Source organism: Caulobacter sp. DWR2-3-1b2 (genome assembly GCF_049896345.1).
GTDB lineage: Bacteria > Pseudomonadota > Alphaproteobacteria > Caulobacterales > Caulobacteraceae > Caulobacter.
This window is the reverse complement of sequence record NZ_JAFCUC010000006.1, coordinates 79,398-99,890: the sequence shown is the minus strand read 5'-3', so window position 1 is coordinate 99,890 and position 20,493 is coordinate 79,398. Positions and strand designations below refer to the sequence as shown.

The 20,493-nt window shown below is 67.2% G+C and carries 18 protein-coding genes; 12 read left to right on the top strand and 6 right to left on the bottom strand.

What is annotated here, in order from left to right; all coding sequences use genetic code 11:
• The first annotated feature begins 14 nt into the window (after positions 1-14).
• The 7 genes from ACP694_RS16030 (at position 15) to ACP694_RS16000 (ending at position 6,305) form a co-directional block, all read left to right on the top strand.
• Positions 15-293: a type II toxin-antitoxin system ParD family antitoxin gene (locus tag ACP694_RS16030; protein WP_426013991.1), complete on the top strand. Its 279-nt coding sequence runs from the start codon at positions 15-17 to the stop codon at positions 291-293.
• A gap of 25 nt (positions 294-318) precedes the next feature.
• Complete coding sequence (locus ACP694_RS16025) at positions 319-573, top strand: type II toxin-antitoxin system RelE/ParE family toxin (protein ID WP_426013989.1); 255 nt, start codon at positions 319-321, stop codon at positions 571-573.
• Between the two features lie 132 nt (positions 574-705).
• The gene (fliQ, locus tag ACP694_RS16020) at positions 706-969 is read left to right on the top strand and encodes a flagellar biosynthesis protein FliQ (protein ID WP_426013987.1); all 264 of its coding nucleotides are present in this window, start codon (positions 706-708) and stop codon (positions 967-969) included.
• Position 970: 1 nt separating this feature from the next.
• Entirely contained in the window at positions 971-1,726 is a 756-nt protein-coding gene (gene fliR / locus ACP694_RS16015) for a flagellar biosynthetic protein FliR (protein WP_426013985.1), read from the top strand.
• 9 nt (positions 1,727-1,735) lie between these two features.
• Positions 1,736-2,818 carry a flagellar biosynthesis protein FlhB gene (gene flhB / locus ACP694_RS16010; RefSeq protein WP_426013983.1) on the top strand — a complete coding sequence of 361 codons (1,083 nt, stop codon included), beginning with the start codon at positions 1,736-1,738 and terminating at the stop codon, positions 2,816-2,818.
• A gap of 137 nt (positions 2,819-2,955) precedes the next feature.
• The gene (cckA, locus tag ACP694_RS16005; RefSeq protein ID WP_426013981.1) at positions 2,956-5,043 is read left to right on the top strand and encodes a cell cycle histidine kinase CckA; all 2,088 of its coding nucleotides are present in this window, start codon (positions 2,956-2,958) and stop codon (positions 5,041-5,043) included.
• 1,034 nt (positions 5,044-6,077) lie between these two features.
• Positions 6,078-6,305: a hypothetical protein gene (locus tag ACP694_RS16000; RefSeq protein ID WP_426013979.1), complete on the top strand. Its 228-nt coding sequence runs from the start codon at positions 6,078-6,080 to the stop codon at positions 6,303-6,305.
• A 58-nt stretch (positions 6,306-6,363) separates the two neighbouring features.
• On the opposite strand, the gene ACP694_RS15995 is transcribed toward ACP694_RS16000, so the two are convergent.
• Positions 6,364-6,885: a GNAT family N-acetyltransferase gene (locus tag ACP694_RS15995; protein ID WP_426013977.1), complete on the bottom strand. Its 522-nt coding sequence runs from the start codon at positions 6,883-6,885 to the stop codon at positions 6,364-6,366.
• Positions 6,886-6,973: 88 nt separating this feature from the next.
• Between ACP694_RS15995 and ACP694_RS15990 the strand changes: the two genes are divergently transcribed.
• On the top strand, positions 6,974-7,351 hold the full coding sequence (locus tag ACP694_RS15990) for a YybH family protein (protein WP_426013975.1): 378 nt from the start codon (positions 6,974-6,976) through the stop codon (positions 7,349-7,351).
• Between the two features lie 129 nt (positions 7,352-7,480).
• On the top strand, positions 7,481-9,328 hold the full coding sequence (locus ACP694_RS15985; protein ID WP_426013973.1) for a DUF885 domain-containing protein: 1,848 nt from the start codon (positions 7,481-7,483) through the stop codon (positions 9,326-9,328).
• Positions 9,329-9,331: 3 nt separating this feature from the next.
• Here ACP694_RS15985 and ACP694_RS15980 read toward each other — a convergent pair whose 3' ends face one another.
• Positions 9,332-10,936: an EAL domain-containing protein gene (locus tag ACP694_RS15980; RefSeq protein WP_426013971.1), complete on the bottom strand. Its 1,605-nt coding sequence runs from the start codon at positions 10,934-10,936 to the stop codon at positions 9,332-9,334.
• A gap of 310 nt (positions 10,937-11,246) precedes the next feature.
• On the opposite strand from ACP694_RS15980, the gene recA reads away from it, so the two are divergent.
• Together recA and alaS are read left to right on the top strand one after the other, a co-directional pair.
• On the top strand, positions 11,247-12,317 hold the full coding sequence (gene recA, locus ACP694_RS15975) for a recombinase RecA (RefSeq protein ID WP_426013969.1): 1,071 nt from the start codon (positions 11,247-11,249) through the stop codon (positions 12,315-12,317).
• A 598-nt stretch (positions 12,318-12,915) separates the two neighbouring features.
• The gene (gene alaS, locus ACP694_RS15970; protein WP_426013968.1) at positions 12,916-15,570 is read left to right on the top strand and encodes an alanine--tRNA ligase; all 2,655 of its coding nucleotides are present in this window, start codon (positions 12,916-12,918) and stop codon (positions 15,568-15,570) included.
• A 100-nt stretch (positions 15,571-15,670) separates the two neighbouring features.
• On the opposite strand, the gene ACP694_RS15965 is transcribed toward alaS, so the two are convergent.
• From ACP694_RS15965 to ACP694_RS15955, 3 genes are all read right to left on the bottom strand, one after another.
• Complete coding sequence (locus tag ACP694_RS15965) at positions 15,671-16,276, bottom strand: DUF1003 domain-containing protein (RefSeq protein ID WP_426013966.1); 606 nt, start codon at positions 16,274-16,276, stop codon at positions 15,671-15,673.
• A 157-nt stretch (positions 16,277-16,433) separates the two neighbouring features.
• A complete protein-coding gene (locus tag ACP694_RS15960; RefSeq protein ID WP_426013965.1) occupies positions 16,434-17,417 on the bottom strand; it encodes an AEC family transporter in 984 nt (327 codons plus the stop codon).
• 100 nt (positions 17,418-17,517) lie between these two features.
• Complete coding sequence (locus ACP694_RS15955; protein WP_426013964.1) at positions 17,518-18,096, bottom strand: DUF2939 domain-containing protein; 579 nt, start codon at positions 18,094-18,096, stop codon at positions 17,518-17,520.
• A gap of 266 nt (positions 18,097-18,362) precedes the next feature.
• On the opposite strand from ACP694_RS15955, the gene ACP694_RS15950 reads away from it, so the two are divergent.
• Positions 18,363-19,124: a GNAT family N-acetyltransferase gene (locus ACP694_RS15950; protein WP_426013962.1), complete on the top strand. Its 762-nt coding sequence runs from the start codon at positions 18,363-18,365 to the stop codon at positions 19,122-19,124.
• A gap of 84 nt (positions 19,125-19,208) precedes the next feature.
• Here ACP694_RS15950 and ACP694_RS15945 read toward each other — a convergent pair whose 3' ends face one another.
• Positions 19,209-20,423 carry an NADP-dependent isocitrate dehydrogenase gene (locus tag ACP694_RS15945; RefSeq protein ID WP_426013960.1) on the bottom strand — a complete coding sequence of 405 codons (1,215 nt, stop codon included), beginning with the start codon at positions 20,421-20,423 and terminating at the stop codon, positions 19,209-19,211.
• Positions 20,424-20,493 lie beyond the last annotated feature (70 nt).

Sequence of the window (20,493 nt, the reverse complement as noted above, 5' to 3'; positions counted from 1 at the left end):
ATCCTTGCCAAATTATGCCAACAATAGCTTGGAGGTCCGCCGTGGCTACAATGAACGTCTCTCTCCCTCACGCGATGAAGGCCTGGGTTGAAGGCCAAACTGACGGGGGGCGCTACAGCAACGCCAGCGACTATGTGCGCGACCTTATCCGGCGCGACCAAGAGCGCGCCGACAAGATCGCCGCTCTGCAGCGCCTTATCGACCAAGCTGAGGAAAGCGGCGTGAGCGCCAATTCGATGAGCGACATCTTAGCCGTGGCGCGAGTGCGGGCTGGCGTGGTCCGTGACCTATAGGCTCAGCCGGAACGCCGAAGACGATGTGATCCAGATCTACGTGACGGGCGTTACGGAATTTGGCGTCGATCAAGCCGAGCGTTACCACGAAGGACTGGAACGCGCCTTCGCCTTCCTCTCCGACTTTCCTCTCGCGGCGCCGGAGCGAGCCGAGCTGAAAGGCTCCATTCGGGTCCATCCCTACAGAAGCCATATCATCATCTATCGTCTGGACGGCGCGGACGTCCTTATCCAACGGGTGCGTCAAGCTGGCGAGGATTGGCTGGGGCGGACGATCTAGTCGATCCGGCGACCTTTCGCCGCGTGCCAGACCGCATGCTGTTAATCCTCCCTAACCCGCTGTTAACCATGACCGGCGAGGATGCCAGCCATCAGTTCCCTTCGCGTGCGCGCGTCAGCAAGAGGCTCTCCGATGACCGGAGCCGAAGTCCTGGATGTCGGCCGCGACGCCATCTGGCTCACCCTGCAGCTCTGCGCGCCGGTGCTGCTGGTGGGGCTGGTGGTGGGTGTGGCCATCGGCCTGTTCCAGGCGTTGACCCAGATTCAGGAGGCCACCCTGGTCTATGCGCCGAAGATCGTGGCGATCTTCGTGTCGCTGCTGCTGTTCCTGCCGCTGATGGGCGCGCTGATGTCGGGCTTCATGCACGAGATCGCCGCCAAGATCGCCGGGATGTAGCTTGGACAGCTACGCCACAGTCCTGCAGATCTATGTGGCCGGCCTGGTCTTCGCCCGGATCGGGGCGATGGTCATGCTGATGCCCGGCGTCGGCGAGACCGTGGTGCCGCCGCGCATCCGCCTGTCGTTCGCCGTTCTGATGGCCATCATCCTGTCGCCGCTGGTCTCGAGCTCCATCACCACCGTGCCCAGCAGCGTCGGCGACGTGGCCGGGGCGGTGATCCACGAGGTGCTGATCGGCCTGATGATCGGCATGGTGCTCAAGCTGTTCGTCAGCTCGCTGACCACGGCCGGCGAGATCATCTCGATCCAGACCACGCTGTCCTTCGCCCAGACCGCCAACCCGGCCGGCGCCCCCAGCAGCACGGCGGTGGCCACCTTCCTGTCGATGCTGGGCCTGGTGCTGATCATGGTCACCGACCTGCATCACCTGTTCATCGGGGCGATGGTCAAGTCGTACGACATCTTCCCGTTCGCCCGGGCCGTGCCGGTCAATGACGCCGCCACCCTGGCCGTGCGCACCGTGGCCGACAGTTTCAAGCTGGGCGTCCAGCTGGCCGCCCCGGTGCTGGTGTTCTCGATCGTCTTCAACCTGGCGACCGGCCTGGTGGGCCGGGTGATGCCGTCGTTCCAGATCTTCTTCGTCACCTCGCCGCTCAGCGTCATCCTGGGCCTCTCCCTGCTGGGCCTGTCGCTCGGCGGCATCGCCATGGTCTGGAGTGATCGCTATCGCGAGCTCCTGGCGGTGTTCAACTAGGGACGCGCCATGGCCGACGAACCCGACGACGCGTCAAAGACCGAAGAGCCAACAGCCAAGAAGCTGTCGGACGCGCGCGCCAAGGGCGACGTTCCCAAATCCGCCGACATCTCGCAGCTGGCCTCGCTGTCGGGCGCTTTTGGGGTGGTCGTCATCGCCGGTGGCTGGTTGACCCGCGACATGGTCAACACCCTGACCCCGTTCTTCGCCCACGCCGGCACCATGGACGTCGAGGGCAGCATCCGGGCCATCGCCAGGACCACGGTGATGGCCGCCTTGCCCGCCGTGATCCTGGTGATGGTGGTGTCGGGCCTGCTGGGCGCGGCGGCCAATGTGGCGCAGTCGGGCTTCATGCTGTCGCCCGACAAGATCAAGCCCGATCTGCAGAAACTGAACATCATCAAGGGCCTGGGCCGGATCTTCGGCCCCGACGGGTTCATGCAGTTCGCCAAGTCGGCCCTGAAATTCATCGTGACCGGGCTGATCGCCTGGTACGTGGTCAAGCCGAACGCCGCCGAGATCCCCAACCTGGTGGGCATGGACGTGGCGGCGATCATCCCGATGTCGCTGAAGCTGTGCGTCAAGCTGTTCTGGATGGTGCTGATCTTCCTGGGGGCCACCGCCGGCTTCGACTGGTTCTGGCAGCGCATCCGCTTCACCAAGCGGATGCGGATGAGCCTGCAGGAGGTCAAGGACGAGATGAAGCAGTCCGAAGGCGACCCGCACATCAAGGGCAAGCAGAAGCAGCTGCGCATGCAGCGCTCGCGCCAGCGGATGATGCAGGCGGTGCCCAAGGCGACCGTGGTGGTCATGAACCCCACCCACTACGCCGTGGCGCTGAAATACGAGCAGGGCGAGAACGCCGCTCCGGTTTGCGTGGCCAAGGGCGTCGACGACCTGGCCCTGCGGATCCGCGCGGTGGCGCAGGACGCCGGCGTCTACATCCTGGAAGACCCGCCCCTGGCCCGCGCCCTCTACGCCACCATGGAGGTCGACGACCAGATCCCGGCCGAGCATTTCGAGGCCGTCGCCAAGGTCATCGGCTTCGTGCTGAACAACAAGCAAGCCAAGGCGCGCAGCTGGGCGGAGTAAGGCGTCGCCCCGACTCATTTCCGTCACGGAATCACGAATCGATGACGGATCGCGCTCCAAGGGTGCGTTAAGGGTATCCTATCCAACGAATCGGCGGGCAAGGTCCCGTAAAGGCTGAAGAAGGATTTCGGTCACCCATGACCGAGGCGTCCACCAAAGACATCGCAGGGCCCGGCAAGCGTCGCCCCGACTTCCTGATCTGGGGAGCGGCGATCTTCCTCGTGCTGGCCGCCGTGTTCGCTGCCGCGCCGGCCCTCAAGGCCGGTCCGGCCACCCTGGCGGGGCTGCTGCTCTTGGGCGGGATCGCCGGCGTGGCGATCCTGGGCCTGGTGGCCATCCGCGCCTCGACCAATCTCCAGGACGAGAGCCTGGAAGGCGCCGAGACCTTCATCGACGCCCTGCCCGAACCCGCCGCCCTGACCGCCGCCGACGGCCGTGTGCTGGCCGCCAACCCCGCCTGGACCGACCTGATCGGCGACGCGCGTCGCCTGCCCAAGGGCGCGGCGGGGGCCGGGCTGTTCACCGCCCTGGTCAAGGCCCAGGGCGGTGAGCGCGCCGAGGGGACCCTGGTCGTCGACGGCCGTGAGCGTCCGGCCCAGGTCTCGCGCCTGCGCGGCGGCCGCCTGCTGGTTCGCCTGCCCATCCTCATCGAAGCCCCTGTCGTCGCCTTGGCCGCCGCTCCGGCCCCGACCCTGGCCGAGACCGCCCCGGCCCCGCGCACCCTGGACGCCTTTTCCGGCGCCTCGCCGTTCGGCGCGGCCCTGCTGGAGGGGCTGGACCCCTTCAACGCCCGCATCCTGGAAGCCAATCCGGCCCTCACCGCCATGGCGGGCCCTGTGCCCACCGGCACGGTGTTCGGCGCCCTGATCGACCCGCCGTCGCGCGCCGAGGCAGACACTCGCCTGGCCGAGGGCAAGGCCGGACCCTTCGAGGTGCGCCTGGCCCGCGACCCGACCCGCATCGCCCACCTCTATCTCTACCGCGCCGAAGGTCGGCTGGTGGCCTATTTGATCGACGTGTCCGAGCAGAAGCAGATGGAACTGCAGCTGGCCCAGGCCCAGAAGATGCAGGCCATCGGCCAGCTGGCCGGCGGCGTGGCCCATGACTTCAACAACCTGCTGACCGCCATCCAGCTGCGCCTCGACGAGCTGCTGCACCGCCACCCGGTCGGCGATCCCTCGTATGAAGGCCTCAACGAGATCCGCCAGACCGGCGTCCGCGCCGCCGACCTGGTGCGCAAGCTGCTGGCCTTCAGCCGCAAGCAGACCGTGCAGCGCGAGGTGCTGGAGCTGGGCGAGCTGATCAGCGAGTTCGAGGTCCTGCTGCGCCGTCTGCTGCGCGAAGACGTCAAGCTGATCACCGACTATGGCCGCGACCTGCCGCAGGTGCGGGCCGACAAGAGCCAGCTCGAGACCGCCGTGATGAACCTGGCCGTCAACGCCCGCGACGCGGTGCGGGCGGCCAAGGGCGGCGGCGTGGTGCGCATCCGCACCGCCCGCCTCACCCAGGACGAGGCCCAGTCCCTGGGCTTCCCCGGGGCCGAGGGCGACCAGGCCTTCATCGAGGTCAGCGACGATGGCCCCGGCATTCCGCCCGAGGTGATGGGCAAGATCTTCGACCCGTTCTTCACCACCAAGCCGGTGGGCGAGGGCACGGGCCTGGGCCTGGCTACGGTCTATGGCATCGTCAAGCAGTCCGACGGCTGGATTCATGTGCACAGCCGGCCGGGCGAGGGCGCGGCCTTCCGCATCTTCCTGCCGGTCTATGTGGCCACCCCCGCCCAGCAGGCCGCCGCTGCGGCCGCCCTGGCCATGGCCGAACCGGCCAAGCCGCGCCCGCCCCGCGACCTGTCGGGCGCCGGCCGCATCCTGTTCGTCGAGGACGAGGACGCCGTGCGCGGCGTCGCCGCCCGCCTGCTGCGCGCCCGGGGCTACGAGGTGCTGGAAGCCTGCGACGGCGAGGAGGCCCTGATCATCGCCGAACAGCACGCCGGCACCATCGACCTGCTGATCAGCGACGTGATCATGCCCGGTATCGACGGCCCCACCCTGCTGAAGAAGGCCCGGATCTTCATCGGCAACGCCCCGGTGATGTTCATCAGCGGCTATGCCGAGGCCGAGTTCAGCGATCTGCTGGAAGGCGAAACGGGCGTCACCTTCCTGCCCAAGCCGATCGACATCAAGACCCTGGCCGAGCGGGTGAAGCAGCAGATGGCGGCGGCTTAGGGCAGGGGCGAAGGCCGACGGGTGAGGGGTGTCTCGGACCTTTCCGGACAAGGCTTCCGACCCCTCATCCGACCCGCTTCGCAGGCCACCTTCTGCCGCAAGGGGAGAAGGAAACTCCGGCGGCAACTCACCCTTCGCTGGCCTTCGAAACGTCTGCTTCTCGGCGAACGCCCGCATCCGCCTCGCCGTTGCGGGCGGACTGTGAAAGGGGCTGGGCGCCATAAACAAACGCTCCGTCCCCCACCCGCTTTGGGGAAGGTGGCCCCAAGAGGTCGGGTGGGGTTTGATGAGGCAGCCGGCGTAGCCCCACCCGTCGGCTTCGTCGCCACCCTCCCCGTAAAGGAGAGGGAAGGAGCGTGAGGAGGTCGGCGCGAGTGACGACGAAGTAACATCGAGCAAAATCAACGCCCTAAACCTTTTCAATCTTTTTGACGCTCACCCCTTTTGGGCGCCCTCATAATGATCTCACCCCATCGCACGGGGAGGGACGTCGGCCGGCGACCTGACGGGCGGTGGGAAGTGGTCGAGCGGGTAGGCTTGGCCGCCGTGTTTCCTTCGGGAGACGCCCCAGGTTGGTCCGGAGCAGGTTCACCCCCGTGGTGACGAAACTCCGGCGCCTGGGGTAGGCGACCCAGCCAGCAGGCATGCGGGGGTTACGCATGCGGTGCGGGACCGGGGCTCGCCGCCCTGGCCCGCCCGTCGGGGGCGCGAGCGAAAGCGTCGGGAGAAGGGCTAAGACCCCTGCCTGCCCGACCGCTCCCGAATAACGGTTCCACGCGAAGCGCTCGTCTTCGTCGAAACGGTAATCACACTGCAAAACCTCCGGGCGGAGCCCGGGCGCTTCGCAACCCTCCCCAAACCAACTCACAGCCAATTGGCGTGGGATCACACCCACTTGCCCCACCTGACCGCTGCGCGGTCTGTCCGCCCCATGGGGGCGGAGCCTCGCGCGATCTGAGCCCCGCCCCCTATGGGGGCGGACAGGCGACGCAGTCGCCAGGTGGGGGCAAGTGGGTGAGCCACAGGAGGAAAACATGTCCGACGACCGCAAGCCCTTGCCGCGTTGCCCCATCGATCGCGCCATCGCGCGGCTCACCGCCGCCCAGGTCCGCCACGCCCAGCTCCAGCGCCTGGCCCGCCTTCAGCGCGAGGTCGCCGTCCTCGGCGATCCGGCCCAGCCCGGCGCCTACGAGACCTTTCGCCAGGGCTCGAACGCCCGGATAGACGAGATCATGAAAAAGCTGGCCGCGCTTGGCGCCTAGAGCATCGCGCGGAAAAGTGGCCACCAGTTTTCCGCAAAAGCGATGCGAGAACAGATGCCTAGCCCCGCCGCAAGAGCACCGTCGGTCCGTCCTTGTAGATCGTCCGCGCCACCTCGACGAACTCCATGCGCCTTGCCAGCTTCAGCGACGGGGCGTTGTCCGGATCGATGATGCAGACCACGGGACCCTCGCCCCACACCGTCTCGCCCCAGGCCAGGCCCGCCGTCACGGCCTCCGACGCCAGGCCCTGCCCATGCGCCCAGAGCGCCAGCACCCAGCCCATCTCGGGAATTCCGTCGATCGACGGCTCCAGCGCCCGGTGAAAGTCGGCGAACCCCACCTCGCCGACATAGCGGCCGGTGGCCGTCTCGCGCACGCCCCAATAGCCGTAGCCCAGCAACGACCACAGGCCGCGGGCCCGCAGCAGGCGCGCCCAGCTCTCCTCCGGCGTCGAGGTGCGGCCGCCGACATGGCGGGTGACCATCGGGTCGCTCCACAGCGCGACGCTGTCCTCGAAGTCGGACCGCTCCGGCGGGGCCAGGGTCAGGCGTGCGGTGGTCAGCACGGGCAGGGACGACATGCGGTCGGGGCCTCCTGTTTGCGACGGTCAGGGCGCAGCCTATACCGGCGTACGGCCCGCCAGCCACATGCAACTCGAGCGCTTGCCCATGACCTCGCCCACCGACGCCATCGCCGCCCGCCGTAAGCTGACCAACAGGCTGATCGCCGGCAAGGACGCGCGTCGCCTGGCGCCGTTCTTCGCGCTGGACATCAAGGTGATCGTCGGCGACGGGTCATTGATCCTGGGTCGCGACGACGTGCTGGCCGCCTTCGCCAGCCAGTTCACCGACCCGGCCTTCGTCGCCTATGTCCGCACCACCGAACGGGTCGTGAGCGACGCCCAGGGCGACCGGGCCGCCGAGCACGGAACCTGGGTCGGCACGACGCGCGGCGTGGCGGATACAAGCGGGACCTATCTGGCGACCTGGCGCAAGATCACCGGCCAGTGGGTGATCGAGAACGAGCTGTTCGTGACCTTGAGCTGACACGGTCCGCCGCATGAAACATGCGCTTGGCCGCAAGATGACGGGAAATTAATGCCGCCGCCGTTGCCGCGCCGGGCAAGGCCCTCTAGGCCTTTGCCCAGCTAGATCCAGGGCAAGGGGACCCACGCCATGCAAAACCGTCGTCAGATGCTGCTGTCCACCGTCGCGGCGGGCTTCGCCGCCAGCGCGCCCAGCCTGGCCCTGGCCGACGCGCCCGCCGCCGCCGCCGCCACCGGCGAGGCGGCCAGGCTGAACGCCCTGTTCGACGCCTTCATGGCCAAGACCCTGCGCCAGTCGCCCGAGACCACCACTGGCCTGGGCATGGACGTCGGCGACCTGGCCTGGACCAAGTCGCTGCTGGCCGACCGCTCGTCCGCCGCCATCGCCGCCGGCGTCGCCCAGACCAGGCAGCAGCTGGCCGACCTGCGCGCCATAGACCGCAAGGCCCTGACCGGCATGGACGGGGTCAATTACGATACCGTCGAGTTCACCCTAGCCGTGCAGGATGAGGGCAACAGCAAGTTCAGCTATGCCGGCGGCGGCTCCGGCGCGCCCTATGTGCTCAGCCAGCTGACCGGCTCCTACCAGTCCTGTCCCGACTTCCTCGACACCCAGCACGCCATCGAGACCAAGGAAGACGCCGACGCCTATCTGTCGCGGTTGGAGGCCTTTGCCCGGCTGATGGACCAGGAGTCAGCCATCGCCGCCCGCGACTTCGCCGACGGCGTGATCCCGCCGGACTTCGTGATCGACAAGGCCCTGATCCAGATGAAGGCCTTCGCCGGCACGCCCGTCGCCGAGGCGCCGCTGGTGCTTTCGGTGGCCCGCCGGACCAAGGCCAAGACCATCCCCGGCGACTGGGCCGGCGAGGCGACCAGGATCTACGAGACCTCGGTGCTGCCCGCCCTCAAGCGCCAGATCGCCCTGCTGGAAAGCGTCCGCCCCAAGGCCACCCATGACGCCGGCGTCTGGCGGCTGAAGAACGGCGACGACTACTACGCCGTGTCGCTGAAGAACTACACGACCTCGAGCATCACACCGGACGAGATTCACCAGCTGGGTCTGGACCTGGTCAAGTCGCTGTCGGCGCAGATCGACGTGCTGTTCAAGAGCCGGGGGATCACCAAGGGCACAGCGGGCGAGAAGATGCGCGCCCTGGCCACCGATCCCGCCCAGATCTACGCCAATACCGACGCGGCCAAGGAACAGCTGATCGCCGACCTCAACGCCAAGGCCAAGTGGATCGACAAGCAGCTGCCGGCCTATTTCGGTGAACTGCCCAAGGCCCCGCTGGAGATCCGCCGCGTGCCCAAGGCCATCGAGGCCGGCGCGCCGGGCGGCTACTACAATTCGCCGTCGCTGGATGGCAAGCGTCCGGGCATCTACTGGATCAATCTGCGCGACACCGCCGAGCAGCCGAAGTATCTGCTCACCACCCTGACCGTCCACGAGGGCGTCCCGGGTCACCACCTGCAGCTGTCGATCTCGAACGAGGCCAAGGGCCTTCCGCTGATCCGCAAGACCATCGGCAATTCCGGCTACACCGAGGGCTGGGCGCTCTATACAGAGCAGCTGGCCGTCGAGATGGGCATCTATAAGGACGACGCCTTCGGCCATATCGGCATGCTGCACGACGCCCTGTTCCGGGCCGTGCGCCTGGTGGTCGACAGTGGCATGCACCACAAGAGGTGGAGCCGCGAACAGGCGGTCAAGTACATGGCCGAGACCATGGGTGACGAGGAGAGCGGCACGATCACCGAGATCGAGCGCTATGTGGTCTGGCCGGGCCAGGCCTGCAGCTACATGATCGGCAAGATCACCTGGCTGAGGGCCCGCGAACGGGCTCGCAAGGCGCTAGGCAAGCGGTTCGACATCCGCCAGTTCCACGACGCGGGCCTGCTGGCCGGCATGACGCCGCTGGTCGTGCTGGACCGCGTGGTGGACGACTACGTAGCCAAGACCAAGGCCGGTAAATAGGGGTTAGCCCCAGCCTTCCGAAATCCCGGCCCGCCGTGCTGCCGGGGTGACGGAGGCCACCTTCAACGCCGGCTGCGGCTTGTCGGCCGGCTTGCCGAACAGCCAGCCCTGGGCGAAATCGACCCCGGCCTTGCGGACGACCTCCTCGACCTCGACGGTCTCGACCATCTCGGCGACGGTGCGGATATTCAGGTCGCGGCACATCTGGACCAGGTGGCGCACCATGGCCCCGTCGCGGCCGCTGCCGGCCAGTTCGCGCACATAGCGGCCGTCGATCTTGACGATGTCCAGGCTCAGTTCCTGCAGATAGGCGAAGGACGAGGCTCCAGCCCCGAAATCGTCCAGGCACACCAGTGAGCCGAGGCCTCGGAGGGCCTGGATATGCTGGTTGGCGCGGGGCAGATCGTCGATGGCGCTGGATTCGGTGATCTCGAAGATCAGGCGACCCTTGGCCTTGTCATGCTTGGCCAGCAGGCGGCCGATGTGATCGACGAAGCCCTCGTTGACGATCGTCCGACCCGAGACATTGACCGCCAGCTTGATGGCGCCCGTTCGGTCGCCGGCCAGACGCTGGACGGCCATCTCGGCGATCGCGTGGTCCAGCTCCTCGATCAGGTCGAGCTCCTCGGCCATGCGGATCAACTGGAACGGGCTGCCGCCGTCCTCGAAGCGCACCAAGGCCTCGTGGTGATGGGCGATCCCCGTCGCCAGGTTGACCACCGGCTGGTAGGCCAAGGTGAACCGCCGCTGGCTGACCGCCACGCCCAGGGCGCCGGCCTTGGCCAGGGTGCGCTTGACCGAGCGGTTCATGGCTTCCGACAGGCTGATCGGGGGGGAGTCCTTCAGCCCCTCGCGAAGGAAATCGTCCAAGGCGTAGCGCAGGGCCTTCAGCCCGCGGGCCGGGGCGACGCCGGCGTCCAGCGGCACGACATGGGCGGTGGCCGTCAGCGTCGTGGACTTGGTCAGGCGTTGGGCCATGTCATCGGGATGGTCGGACTTGGTCCGCACCAGGGCGAAGCGTTCGGACGACAGCCGCGTGGCCATGCCGCCGGCGTGCGACTCGGCCCGCACCGCGCCGGCCAGCTTGACGTCCAGGGCGTGGGCCTCGCGAGGCGACAGCTGGTCGCGGACGACGTCCAGGCCCGAGAAGTCGACCATCGCGAGTTCAAGCTCGAGCCCGGTGACCCGGGCGGCCTCGAACAGGCCCCGGGCGATATCCTCGAAGCTTTCGCGGCTGCGCAGGCCGATCTCGTCGACCTGGCCCGAAGGGGCGGGGGCGGGGGTGACCGAAACCGAAATCCGGCCGCCATTGTCGGGCAGGGCGCGCATGGTCAGATTGACGTGACGCGGCGGCTCGCCGGCCATGCGCAGTGTGACGGGTCCGCGCCGGAAGCCATCGCTCATCACATTGAGCACGGCTTCGACCAGCGGGCGGTCGGCGGCGGTGAAGAGATCCCGGAACACCCGGCCCATCACCGAACGCTCGTCCAGGCCCATGATCCGCTGGGCCGCCCCGAGCGCCAGGATCACCTGGCCATTCTCGACTTCCATCAGCAGGTCGGCGCTGGCGAAGGCCAGGCCCAGTAGACGGCGCGGATCGATCGACAAAACGGTGCTCCCCCCGGGAAGAGAGCACCATGAGCGCCTGCCTGTTAAGGAGCGGTTGAGGCGCGGACGAAAGCTCGACCGCAGGGCGCGAGAAAATGTCGCAGGGCGGCGATTTGCGTCGCGACCTATGTGACCGCTTCTGACGCATATAGCCGATAGACCGTCCTCATCGCTCCCGCGCCACGAAAAAAGAACATCTTGTGAACACGGAACAAAGCATGTACTCGTTAATCATTCCACAGGCGAAGGGCGCGCCGAGCGCGAACCTCCGATCTGCCGGTCGGAATCATGGAATAAGGGCGGATCTCCAATGAGCAATCAGGCGGCTTTGAAACTCGTGGGCAAAGAAGACGGCGACAAACAGCGCGCTCTTGAAGCGGCGCTGGCGCAGATCGACCGGGCGTTCGGCAAGGGCTCGGTGATGAAGCTGGGCGAAAAGGGCAAGATGGAGATCGAGTCGGTGTCCACCGGCTCGCTGGGCCTCGACATCGCTCTGGGCATCGGCGGCCTGCCCAAGGGGCGGGTGATCGAGATTTACGGTCCGGAAAGCTCGGGCAAGACCACTCTGGCCCTGCACGTGGTGGCCGAGGTCCAGAAGGCCGGCGGCACCGCCGCCTTCGTCGACGCCGAGCACGCGCTCGATCCGGGCTACGCCTTCAAGCTGGGGGTCAATCTCGACAACCTGCTGGTCTCGCAGCCCGACAACGGCGAGCAGGCCCTGGAGATCACCGACACCCTGGTGCGCTCCGGCGCCGTAGACGTGGTGGTCATCGACTCGGTCGCGGCCCTGACCCCCAAGGCAGAAATCGAAGGCGAGATGGGCGACAGCCTGCCGGGCCTGCAGGCCCGCCTGATGAGCCAGGCGCTGCGCAAGCTGACCGGCTCGATCAACAAGACCAACACCATCGTCATCTTCATCAACCAGATCCGTCACAAGATCGGGGTGATGTACGGCAGCCCGGAAACCACCACGGGCGGCAACGCTCTGAAGTTCTACGCCTCGGTCCGCCTGGACATCCGTCGTACCGGCTCGGTGAAGAACCGTGACGAGATCGTCGGCAACAACGTCCGGGTCAAGGTGGTCAAGAACAAGGTGGCGCCGCCGTTCCGCGAGGTCGAGTTTGACATCATGTATGGCGAAGGCATTTCCAAGCTGGGCGAGATCATCGACCTGGGCGTCAAGGCCGGGGTGATCGACAAGGCCGGCTCCTGGTTCTCCTATAACAGTCAGCGCATCGGTCAGGGCCGCGACAATGTCCGCGAGTTCCTCAAGGTTAACAAGGATCTGGCCAACGAGATCGAGGCCGCCGTCCGCAAGTCGTCGCAGAAGATCGAGGAAGAGCTTCTGGTCGGCGGCCCGGAGGAGGGCGACGAAGCTTAGGTCCAGGCCCAGCGCCTGACCTGACACAGGTTTCGCGGCCGCCGTTTCCATAGCGTGCGACCCCGCCTTATAGCCGCCGTGGAATACCGCCTCGGCAGGCCGCGATCCCCGGACGCCTGGACCCCATGCCAGGCGTCCGATTTCGTTTCTCCGACAATCCTCTCACGCAGGGGGAGGTGGCCCGCAGGGCCGGAGGGGGTCTACCGCGCTATCTGCCAATTCCCTTCAAGGGGAGGAGCCGCCCGCTTCGGGGGACGGAGGGGTCTGCTCAGTTGGCCGGTAGGTCTCGCTTCCTAAGAGGAGGTGGCCCGAAGAGCCCCGGCGGCTCCGCCGCCTCGACCACCCAAGTCCTCTCCCCCCCGTGGGGGAGGCGGTCGCGAAGCGACCGGTGTGGGAGTGTGGGGTCGACTGAGTCGGGTGGTGACCTGCGCCGCTCACACCCCCTCCGTCGGCTTTGCCGACACTTCCCCTACGGGGGAGGATCTCAAGCCCCGGCCTGCACCCCAACGACCAACGTGGTTTCCACTCCGCTTGAAACCGCGCTATGCAGCCCCGACCTCCGGTTCGACCGGATCCAGTACGAACACCCGAGACGCCGATGACCAGCCGACCCAACCTGAACGAGATCCGCAGCACCTTTCTGAACTATTTCGGCGCGGCCGATCATGCGATCACGCCCTCGGCGCCGCTGGTGCCGCAGAACGATCCGACGCTGCTGTTCGTCAATGCCGGCATGGTGCCGTTCAAGAACGCCTTCACCGGCGCCGAGGCCCCGCCCTATCCGCGCGCCACCTCGTCGCAGAAGTGCGTCCGGGCCGGCGGCAAGCACAATGATCTCGACAATGTCGGCTACACCGCCCGCCACCACACCTTCTTCGAGATGCTCGGCAATTTCTCGTTCGGCGACTATTTCAAGGAACAGGCGATCACCCACGCCTGGACCTTGCTGACCCGCGAGTTTGGCCTGCCCAAGGACAAGCTGCTGGTCACCGTCTACCACACCGACGACGAGGCCGCCGATCTCTGGAAGAAGATCGCGGGTCTGGATGACAGCCGCATCATCCGCATCGCCACCAACGACAATTTCTGGTCGATGGGCGATACCGGCCCCTGCGGCCCGTGCTCGGAAATCTTCTTCGACCACGGCGACCACATCCCCGGCGGCCCCCCCGGCAGCCCCGATGAGGACGGTGACCGGTTCATCGAAATCTGGAACCTGGTCTTCATGCAGTTCGAGCAGATGGCCGGCGGCGATCGCCTGTCGCTGCCCAAGCCCTCGATCGACACCGGCATGGGCCTGGAGCGCATCGCCGCCATCCTGCAGGGCGTGCACGACAATTACGACATCGACCTGTTCAGGGCCCTGATCGGCGCCAGCGTCGAGCTGACCGGGGTGAAGGCGCAAGGCGACCAGGCCCCGTCGCACCGGGTGATCGCTGACCATCTGCGCTCGTCCTCGTTCCTGCTGGCCGACGGCGTCACCCCCTCGAACGAAGGCCGCGGCTATGTGCTGCGCCGGATCATGCGCCGGGCCATGCGCCACGCCTATCTGCTGGGCGCGGGCGAGCCCTTGATGCACCGCCTGGCGCCGACCCTGGTGGCGCAGATGGGCCAGGCCTATCCCGAACTGCGCCGCGCTGAGGCCTCTATCGTCGACACCCTGCGCCAGGAAGAGGAGCGTTTCCGCGTCACCCTGGGCCGCGGCATGGGCCTGCTCGACGACGCCACCGCGGGCCTGACGGCCGGCGGCGTGCTGGACGGCGAGACCGCCTTCAAGCTCTACGACACCTACGGCTTCCCGCTCGACCTGACCCAGGACGCCGTGCGCGCCAAGGGCATCACCGTCGACACCGACGGCTTTGACGTGGCCATGGACCGCCAGCGCACGATGGCCCGCGCCAACTGGGCGGGCTCCGGCCAGACCGGGGCCGCCGCCGCCTGGTTCGGCGTCAAGGAACGCGCCGGCCCGACCCAGTTCACCGGCTATGACCACACCGAGACCACGGGCGTTGTGAAGGCGATCCTGATCGACGGCGCGGAAACCGACGCCGCCACGGCGGGCACGACCGTCGAGGTCCTGCTCGACCGCACCGGCTTCTACGCCGAGAGCGGCGGCCAGGCCGGCGACACCGGCGTGATCGAGGCGAACGGCGTCGAGAGCCGGGTGCTCGACACCCAGAAACAGGCCGGCGAGCTGTATGTGCACCGCGTCGAACTGGCCGGCCCGCTAAAGGTCGGCGATCAGGTCGTCGCTTCGGCGGACGCCGGCAAACGCGCCACCACCCGCGCCAACCACTCGGCCGCCCACCTGGTGCATGCCGCCCTGCACCATGTTCTGGGCCCGCACGTGGCTCAAAAGGGCCAAATGGTCGATGGCGACCGCATGCGCTTCGACTTCAGCCACGGCGGCCCGCTGACCGCCGACGAGATCGAGCGCATCGAGGCCGAGGTCAATGAGGTGATCCGCCAGAACGCGCCCGCCGAGACCAAGGAAATGGCGCCCCAGGAGGCCATCGAGGCCGGCGCCATCGCGCTGTTTGGCGAGAAATACGGCGACAGCGTCCGCGTCCTGACCCTGGGCAAGTCGCTGACCGAGGACGGCAAGGCCTATTCGGTCGAGCTGTGCGGCGGCACCCACGTGGCCCGCACCGGCGACATCGCCCTGTTCAAGATCGTCTCCGAGCAGGGGGTCGCGGCCGGCGTCCGGCGCATCGAGGCCCTGACCGGCGAGGCGGCCCGCCGCTTTCTGCTTGACCAGGCTGGCGTCGCCAAGGCCTTGGCCGACCAGTTCAAGGCTCCGGTCGCCGAGGTCGCCGCCCGGGTCGACGCCCTGATCGCCGACCGCAAGCGCCTGGAGCGCGAATTGGCCGACGCCAAGAAGCAGCTCGCCCTGGGCGGTGGTTCGGGCCCGGCTTCGGGTCCAGAGGACGTCGCGGGGACGGCCCTGATCGCTCGTGTCCTGGACGGCGTGGGCGGCAAGGAACTGCGCGGCGTGGCCGAGGAGTTCAAGAAACAGCTGACGTCCGGCGTCGTGGCCCTGGTGGGCACGAGTGATGGCAAGGCCGCCGTGACGGTCGCCGTCACCGCCAACCTAACGAGCCGGTTCAGCGCCGCCGAGCTTGCCAAGGCGGCCGTTCTGGCCATGGGCGGCCAAGGCGCGGGCGGCAAGGCCGACTTCGCCCAAGGCGGCGCGCCCGACGCGACCAAGGCCCAGGCGGGCCTGGACGCCATCAAGGCGGCGCTGGCAGGCTAGAGCATTTTTCGAGCGAAGAGGTTGCGGTTCGCGTGAAGAAAAATGCGTCAAAACAAGAGATTAGAGCTCACGGCCTGACGCAGTCAGGTCGGGAAATGCTCTAGGGCCTTTGGCGACGTTCCCATGAGGTCGCTCCGGCGCTGTCAGGACTGCCCAGGCCGCTGCCGCCGGCCTGCTCTTCGATGGAGGCGGCGACGACTTGGGGATCGGCGGGCTTGGCCATGTCTTCGGACTCGGTGTCCACCCGGTCGGCGATGTTGGGCGCGTCGCGCCTCAGTTCCTCAAGGAGCTGAATGATCTTGGCGCTTTTCTTGTCGGCCAGCAGCGCCAGCTGCAGGGTCAGTTGGGCGCGGCGGTCGGCAAGCTGGTCCTCGCGCCTCTGGGTCACCAGGATCAGGATCGCCACCAGCAGGGCGGCCAGGGTGGCGGCCAATTCCAGCCAGGCGAATGACGGTTGATCGACCCGGCCGCCCCCGCGCCACGCCGCCAAGCCCGCCCAGCCTGCGATCACCACGGTCAGAAAGACGGCGGCGGCGGGCCGGCCGAGCCGCTCTGTGGCGCTGTCGATCAACCGCTGAAGGCTGCTGGCCCGCCGGTAATGGTCGCGATGAAGGCAGGCGACGGCCTCGACCGTATCAACCTCATGGTCGGCGAGGCCATCGGCGGCGCGATGGGATGGTCCACCCGGACCCTCGGTGTCGGCCATCGTCTGTATCTCCCTGGGCAGCCCGGGAGACTGTCAGTCACCGCAACGGCGCCCGTTGCTCATCGTTCCCACTCACCAGATCTCGCGAGGTGTTCACCAAAACCTAGGTCAAGCGAGCTGCCGCCCAAGCCTTGGCGGTAACGGACGTTTCGCGGATCTAGCGGACCAGAACCCGTTCCAGCAGGATCGCCGCGACCGACAGGGTGACGCAGGAGGCGGCCGTGGTCAGGGCCACGATCCGCGCCCCGCCGCGTTCGAACACACTGTAGGCCTTGGTCTGGATGAACACATTGACCGCCGTCGGGGTGGCGGCCATCAGTGTCGCGCCAAGGCGGAAGATCAGCGGCGCGTCGACCAGGCCGGTGGCGAACCAGGTGGCGATGGGCAAGAGGATCAGCTTGGCCACGGCGGCGACGACGATTGGGCCCCAGCGCGGGATCGGGGCCGGTTCCTCGGTGGGGGGATCGGAAGGAACACCGGCGGCCGGCAGGCCGGTCAGGCCCAGCGCCACGCCCAAGGCGACCAAGGCCGCGGGGCTACCCGAGGCCGCTGCGGCGCCAACCGCGCGATCCAGCACGTCGGGCAGGCGCAGGGCAAGGAGGGCCATGGCGGTGCCGGTGATGGCGGCCAGCACGATCGGATTGCGCAAGGCCTGCATCAGCGAGCGCCAGGTCGAGCGTCCGCCGGCCCAGCCCAGCAGGCCTACGCCGATGGCCGCAACGACCACGAAATCGACCGCCACAACGCCCGCCGACACGCGGGCGGCCTCGGGGCCAAGCACGGCGGCGGCGATCGGCAGGCCCAGGAAGGCGCTGTTGCCCAAGCTCGCCGACAAGGCGCCCCCGGCCCGTTCCTCACGGGTCCAGCGGAGCGCGACGCCCAGAGCGACCATCAAGGCCACCACCAGCAAGGCGCAGGCGCCATAGGCCGACAGCCCCAGGGTCAGGGCGCGATCGGGGATACCGACCCGCGACAGCGAATGGATGAGCAGGGCGGGAAAGCCGATCCAGTAGACATAGCTCGACAGGCCGGTCGACATCCGGGCGTCGAACAGCCGCAGCCGCGCCAGGGTGACCCCGGCCGCGACCAGCAGGAAGAAGGGCAGCACCCGCTGCGGCACGTCGAACAGCAGGGGGATCAAGGCGCTACCAGGAAGCTACGGGACGATGACACGCGGCGGTCTCCGCCCAGGTGGGCCGCAGGTCGATACCATTGGCGGCGGCCGGCGGTCTAGCGCCCGATCAGCGCTCGTCTTGCGGCAGGCGCACATGCACCAGCTTCCACTCGAACAGCTTGCCGCGCTGGAAAGTGAAGACCGTGGTCTTGTCCGCCGCATCGGGCCGTTTGACGGCGATCCGCACGCGGTTGGGATCCCAGTAGGCGATGGCGGCGTGCGGTCCGGTGACGGCGGCCTTGGCCTTGTCCATGGCGGTGACGGGCTTGGCGGCGGCGGTCGGCGCCATGCCCGGCGGATAGCCGCGGGTCAGGGCCGACAGCCCCGCGACGGTCAGATAGCGATCCACCTTCGGCTCGCGCGGCGCGATCGGCTCGATGGCCCGCTTGAAGACCCCCAGCGGGTCGCGCCAGATCGACGGCGGTTCGGCCGGCGCCACGGCGGCGGGCTCGGCGTCGTTCAACTCGCTGGTGAGGCTGCGACGCACCGCGGGAAAATCGACCAGTTCGCTGATCGCTTGCACGTCCTCGTACTGGGCGGCGGCCTTGAGGGCGCGAAAGGCAAACCAGGGTGCGGTGGCGAAGGCGGCGGCGAAGACGAAGATCGCCAGGACCACCAGGTCCCACAGCCGTTTCTGAAAGGTCATCGCCGCCCCCGCGCGAAGAAGGTTAACGCCAGCATAGACACCCTAATCCCCGGCGCGCCGCAAGGCTTCTCGCGCCACGCGAGCATGGGATTTCAGACAGTACGCCCGCAAACACCGACCTGCCTTGCCAGACCGCTCCAATCCATGGAAATCGTCAATGCGCCGCGACCCGCCTTGTCCCTCAATTGAAAGCGATCCTGTGTCCGAAGCTGACTTCCCTATCGTCATCTTCCACAACCGCAGCCTGCGGGACCTCGCGCAACGTCGTGGCCATCGTCGAGGCGGCGGGCTATGCGCCGACGGTCGTCAAGTATCTGAGCGTCGGCTGGACGGGCGACCAATTGCGCGACCTGTCGGCTCGGGGGGTGGCGTGTCTCCGCGACCTGTTGCGCGAGATGGGCGCCCCGGCCGGCGAGCTGGGCTTGGCGGACGGGACGGCGACCGAAGATCAGATCCTGGAGGCGACGGTCGCTACCCCCATCCTGGTCGATCGACCGATCGACCGATCGACACCTTCAGCAAGGAAGATGGCGAAATCGTCGCGCCATGTTCCTCGCGTCGCTGATCTTCCGAGCGGCGCGGCCATGATCACGCTGCGGCTCATCACTAACGACGAGGGTGCGCAGGCTGCGGCGCTCCATCGCCGGGCCGGGGCCTTGATCCCCGGCTACGACACGTCGCTTCACTCCGAAGCCGAATTCGCCGCCTTCTATCGTGACAGGGTGATGGTCGAGGGTCCTGTCTGGGGCGCGTTCGAGGACGCCATCCTTCGTGGACATCTCGCGTTGCTGCCTGGATGGATTGACCATCTCTATGTGGACCCAGATTTCCACGGGCAGGGGATCGGCGGCGCCTTGGTGCGACTTGCCCAGAGCCAGCAAGATGAACTGCGGCTCTACACATTCCAGTCAAACCTCAGAGCCCGGACTCTCTACCAGCGGCATGGCTTCCTGGTCGAAGAACTGACCGACGGCGCACGCAACGAAGAGAAGATGCCTGACGTGACCTACCACTGGCGACGCCGCTAAATTGTTTAAGCCCACCACGAACGAAAAACGCCCCCCGGTTTCCCGAGGGGCGCTGCTTCTGTTCCGTCGATGACGGTTCGCGACCTAAACCGCCATCGCGATCTTCAGGTTCTCGTCGATCTTGTCGAGGAAGCCTTCGGTGGTCAGCCACGACTGCTGGTCCCCGACCAGCAGGGCCAGGTCCTTGGTCATGAAGCCGCTCTCAACAGTGTCGACGCAGACCTTTTCCAGGGTGTGGGCGAAGGCCGTCAGTTCGGCGTTGTCATCCAGCTTGGCGCGGTGGGCCAGGCCACGGGTCCAGGCGAAGATCGACGCGATCGAGTTGGTCGAGGTGCTTTGGCCCTTCTGGTGCTGGCGATAGTGGCGGGTGACCGTGCCGTGGGCGGCCTCGGCTTCCACCGTCTTGCCGTCCGGGGTCATCAGCACCGAGGTCATCAGGCCCAGCGAGCCAAAGCCTTGGGCCACGATGTCGGATTGAACGTCGCCGTCATAGTTCTTGCAGGCCCAGACATAGCCGCCCGACCATTTGATGGCCGAGGCCACCATGTCGTCGATCAGGCGGTGCTCGTAGTGGATGCCCTTGGCCTTGAAGGCCTCGGCATATTCGGCGTCGAAGATCTCCTGGAAGATATCCTTGAAGCGGCCGTCATAGGCTTTCAGGATCGTGTTCTTCGTCGACAGATAGACCGGATAGCCGCGACCCAGGCCATAGGCGAGCGAGGCGTGGGCGAAGTCGCGGATCGACTCATCCAGATTGTACATGCCCATGGCCACGCCGGCCGACGGGGACTTGTAGATTTCGTGTTCGATCACCACGCCGTCCTCGCCGACGAACTTCATCGTCAGCGTGCCCTTGCCGGGGAACAGGAAGTCGGTGGCCTTGTACTGGTCGCCGAACGCATGGCGGCCGACGATGATCGGCTGGGTCCAGCCCGGCACCAGGCGCGGCACGTTCCGGCAGATGATCGGCTCGCGGAAGATCACGCCGCCCAGGATGTTGCGGATGGTGCCGTTCGGCGACTTCCACATCTTCTTGAGATTGAACTCGGTGACCCGCTGTTCGTCTGGGGTGATGGTGGCGCACTTGACGGCGACGCCGTGCTTCTTGGTGGCCTCGGCCGCGTCGATGGTCACCTGGTCGTTGGTGGCGTCGCGGTTCTCGACGCTGAGGTCGAAATAGTCGAGCTCCAGGTCCAGATACGGAAAGATCAGCTTGTCCTTGATCAGCTTCCAGATGATCCGGGTCATTTCATCGCCGTCCATATCGACGACGGGATTGGCGACTTTAATCTTGGCCATTGCAGGGGCTTTCCTCTGGCGGTGGCGCGCCTGTGACTCTTTGGCGCACAGGGCCCAGGAGCGGCGCGGA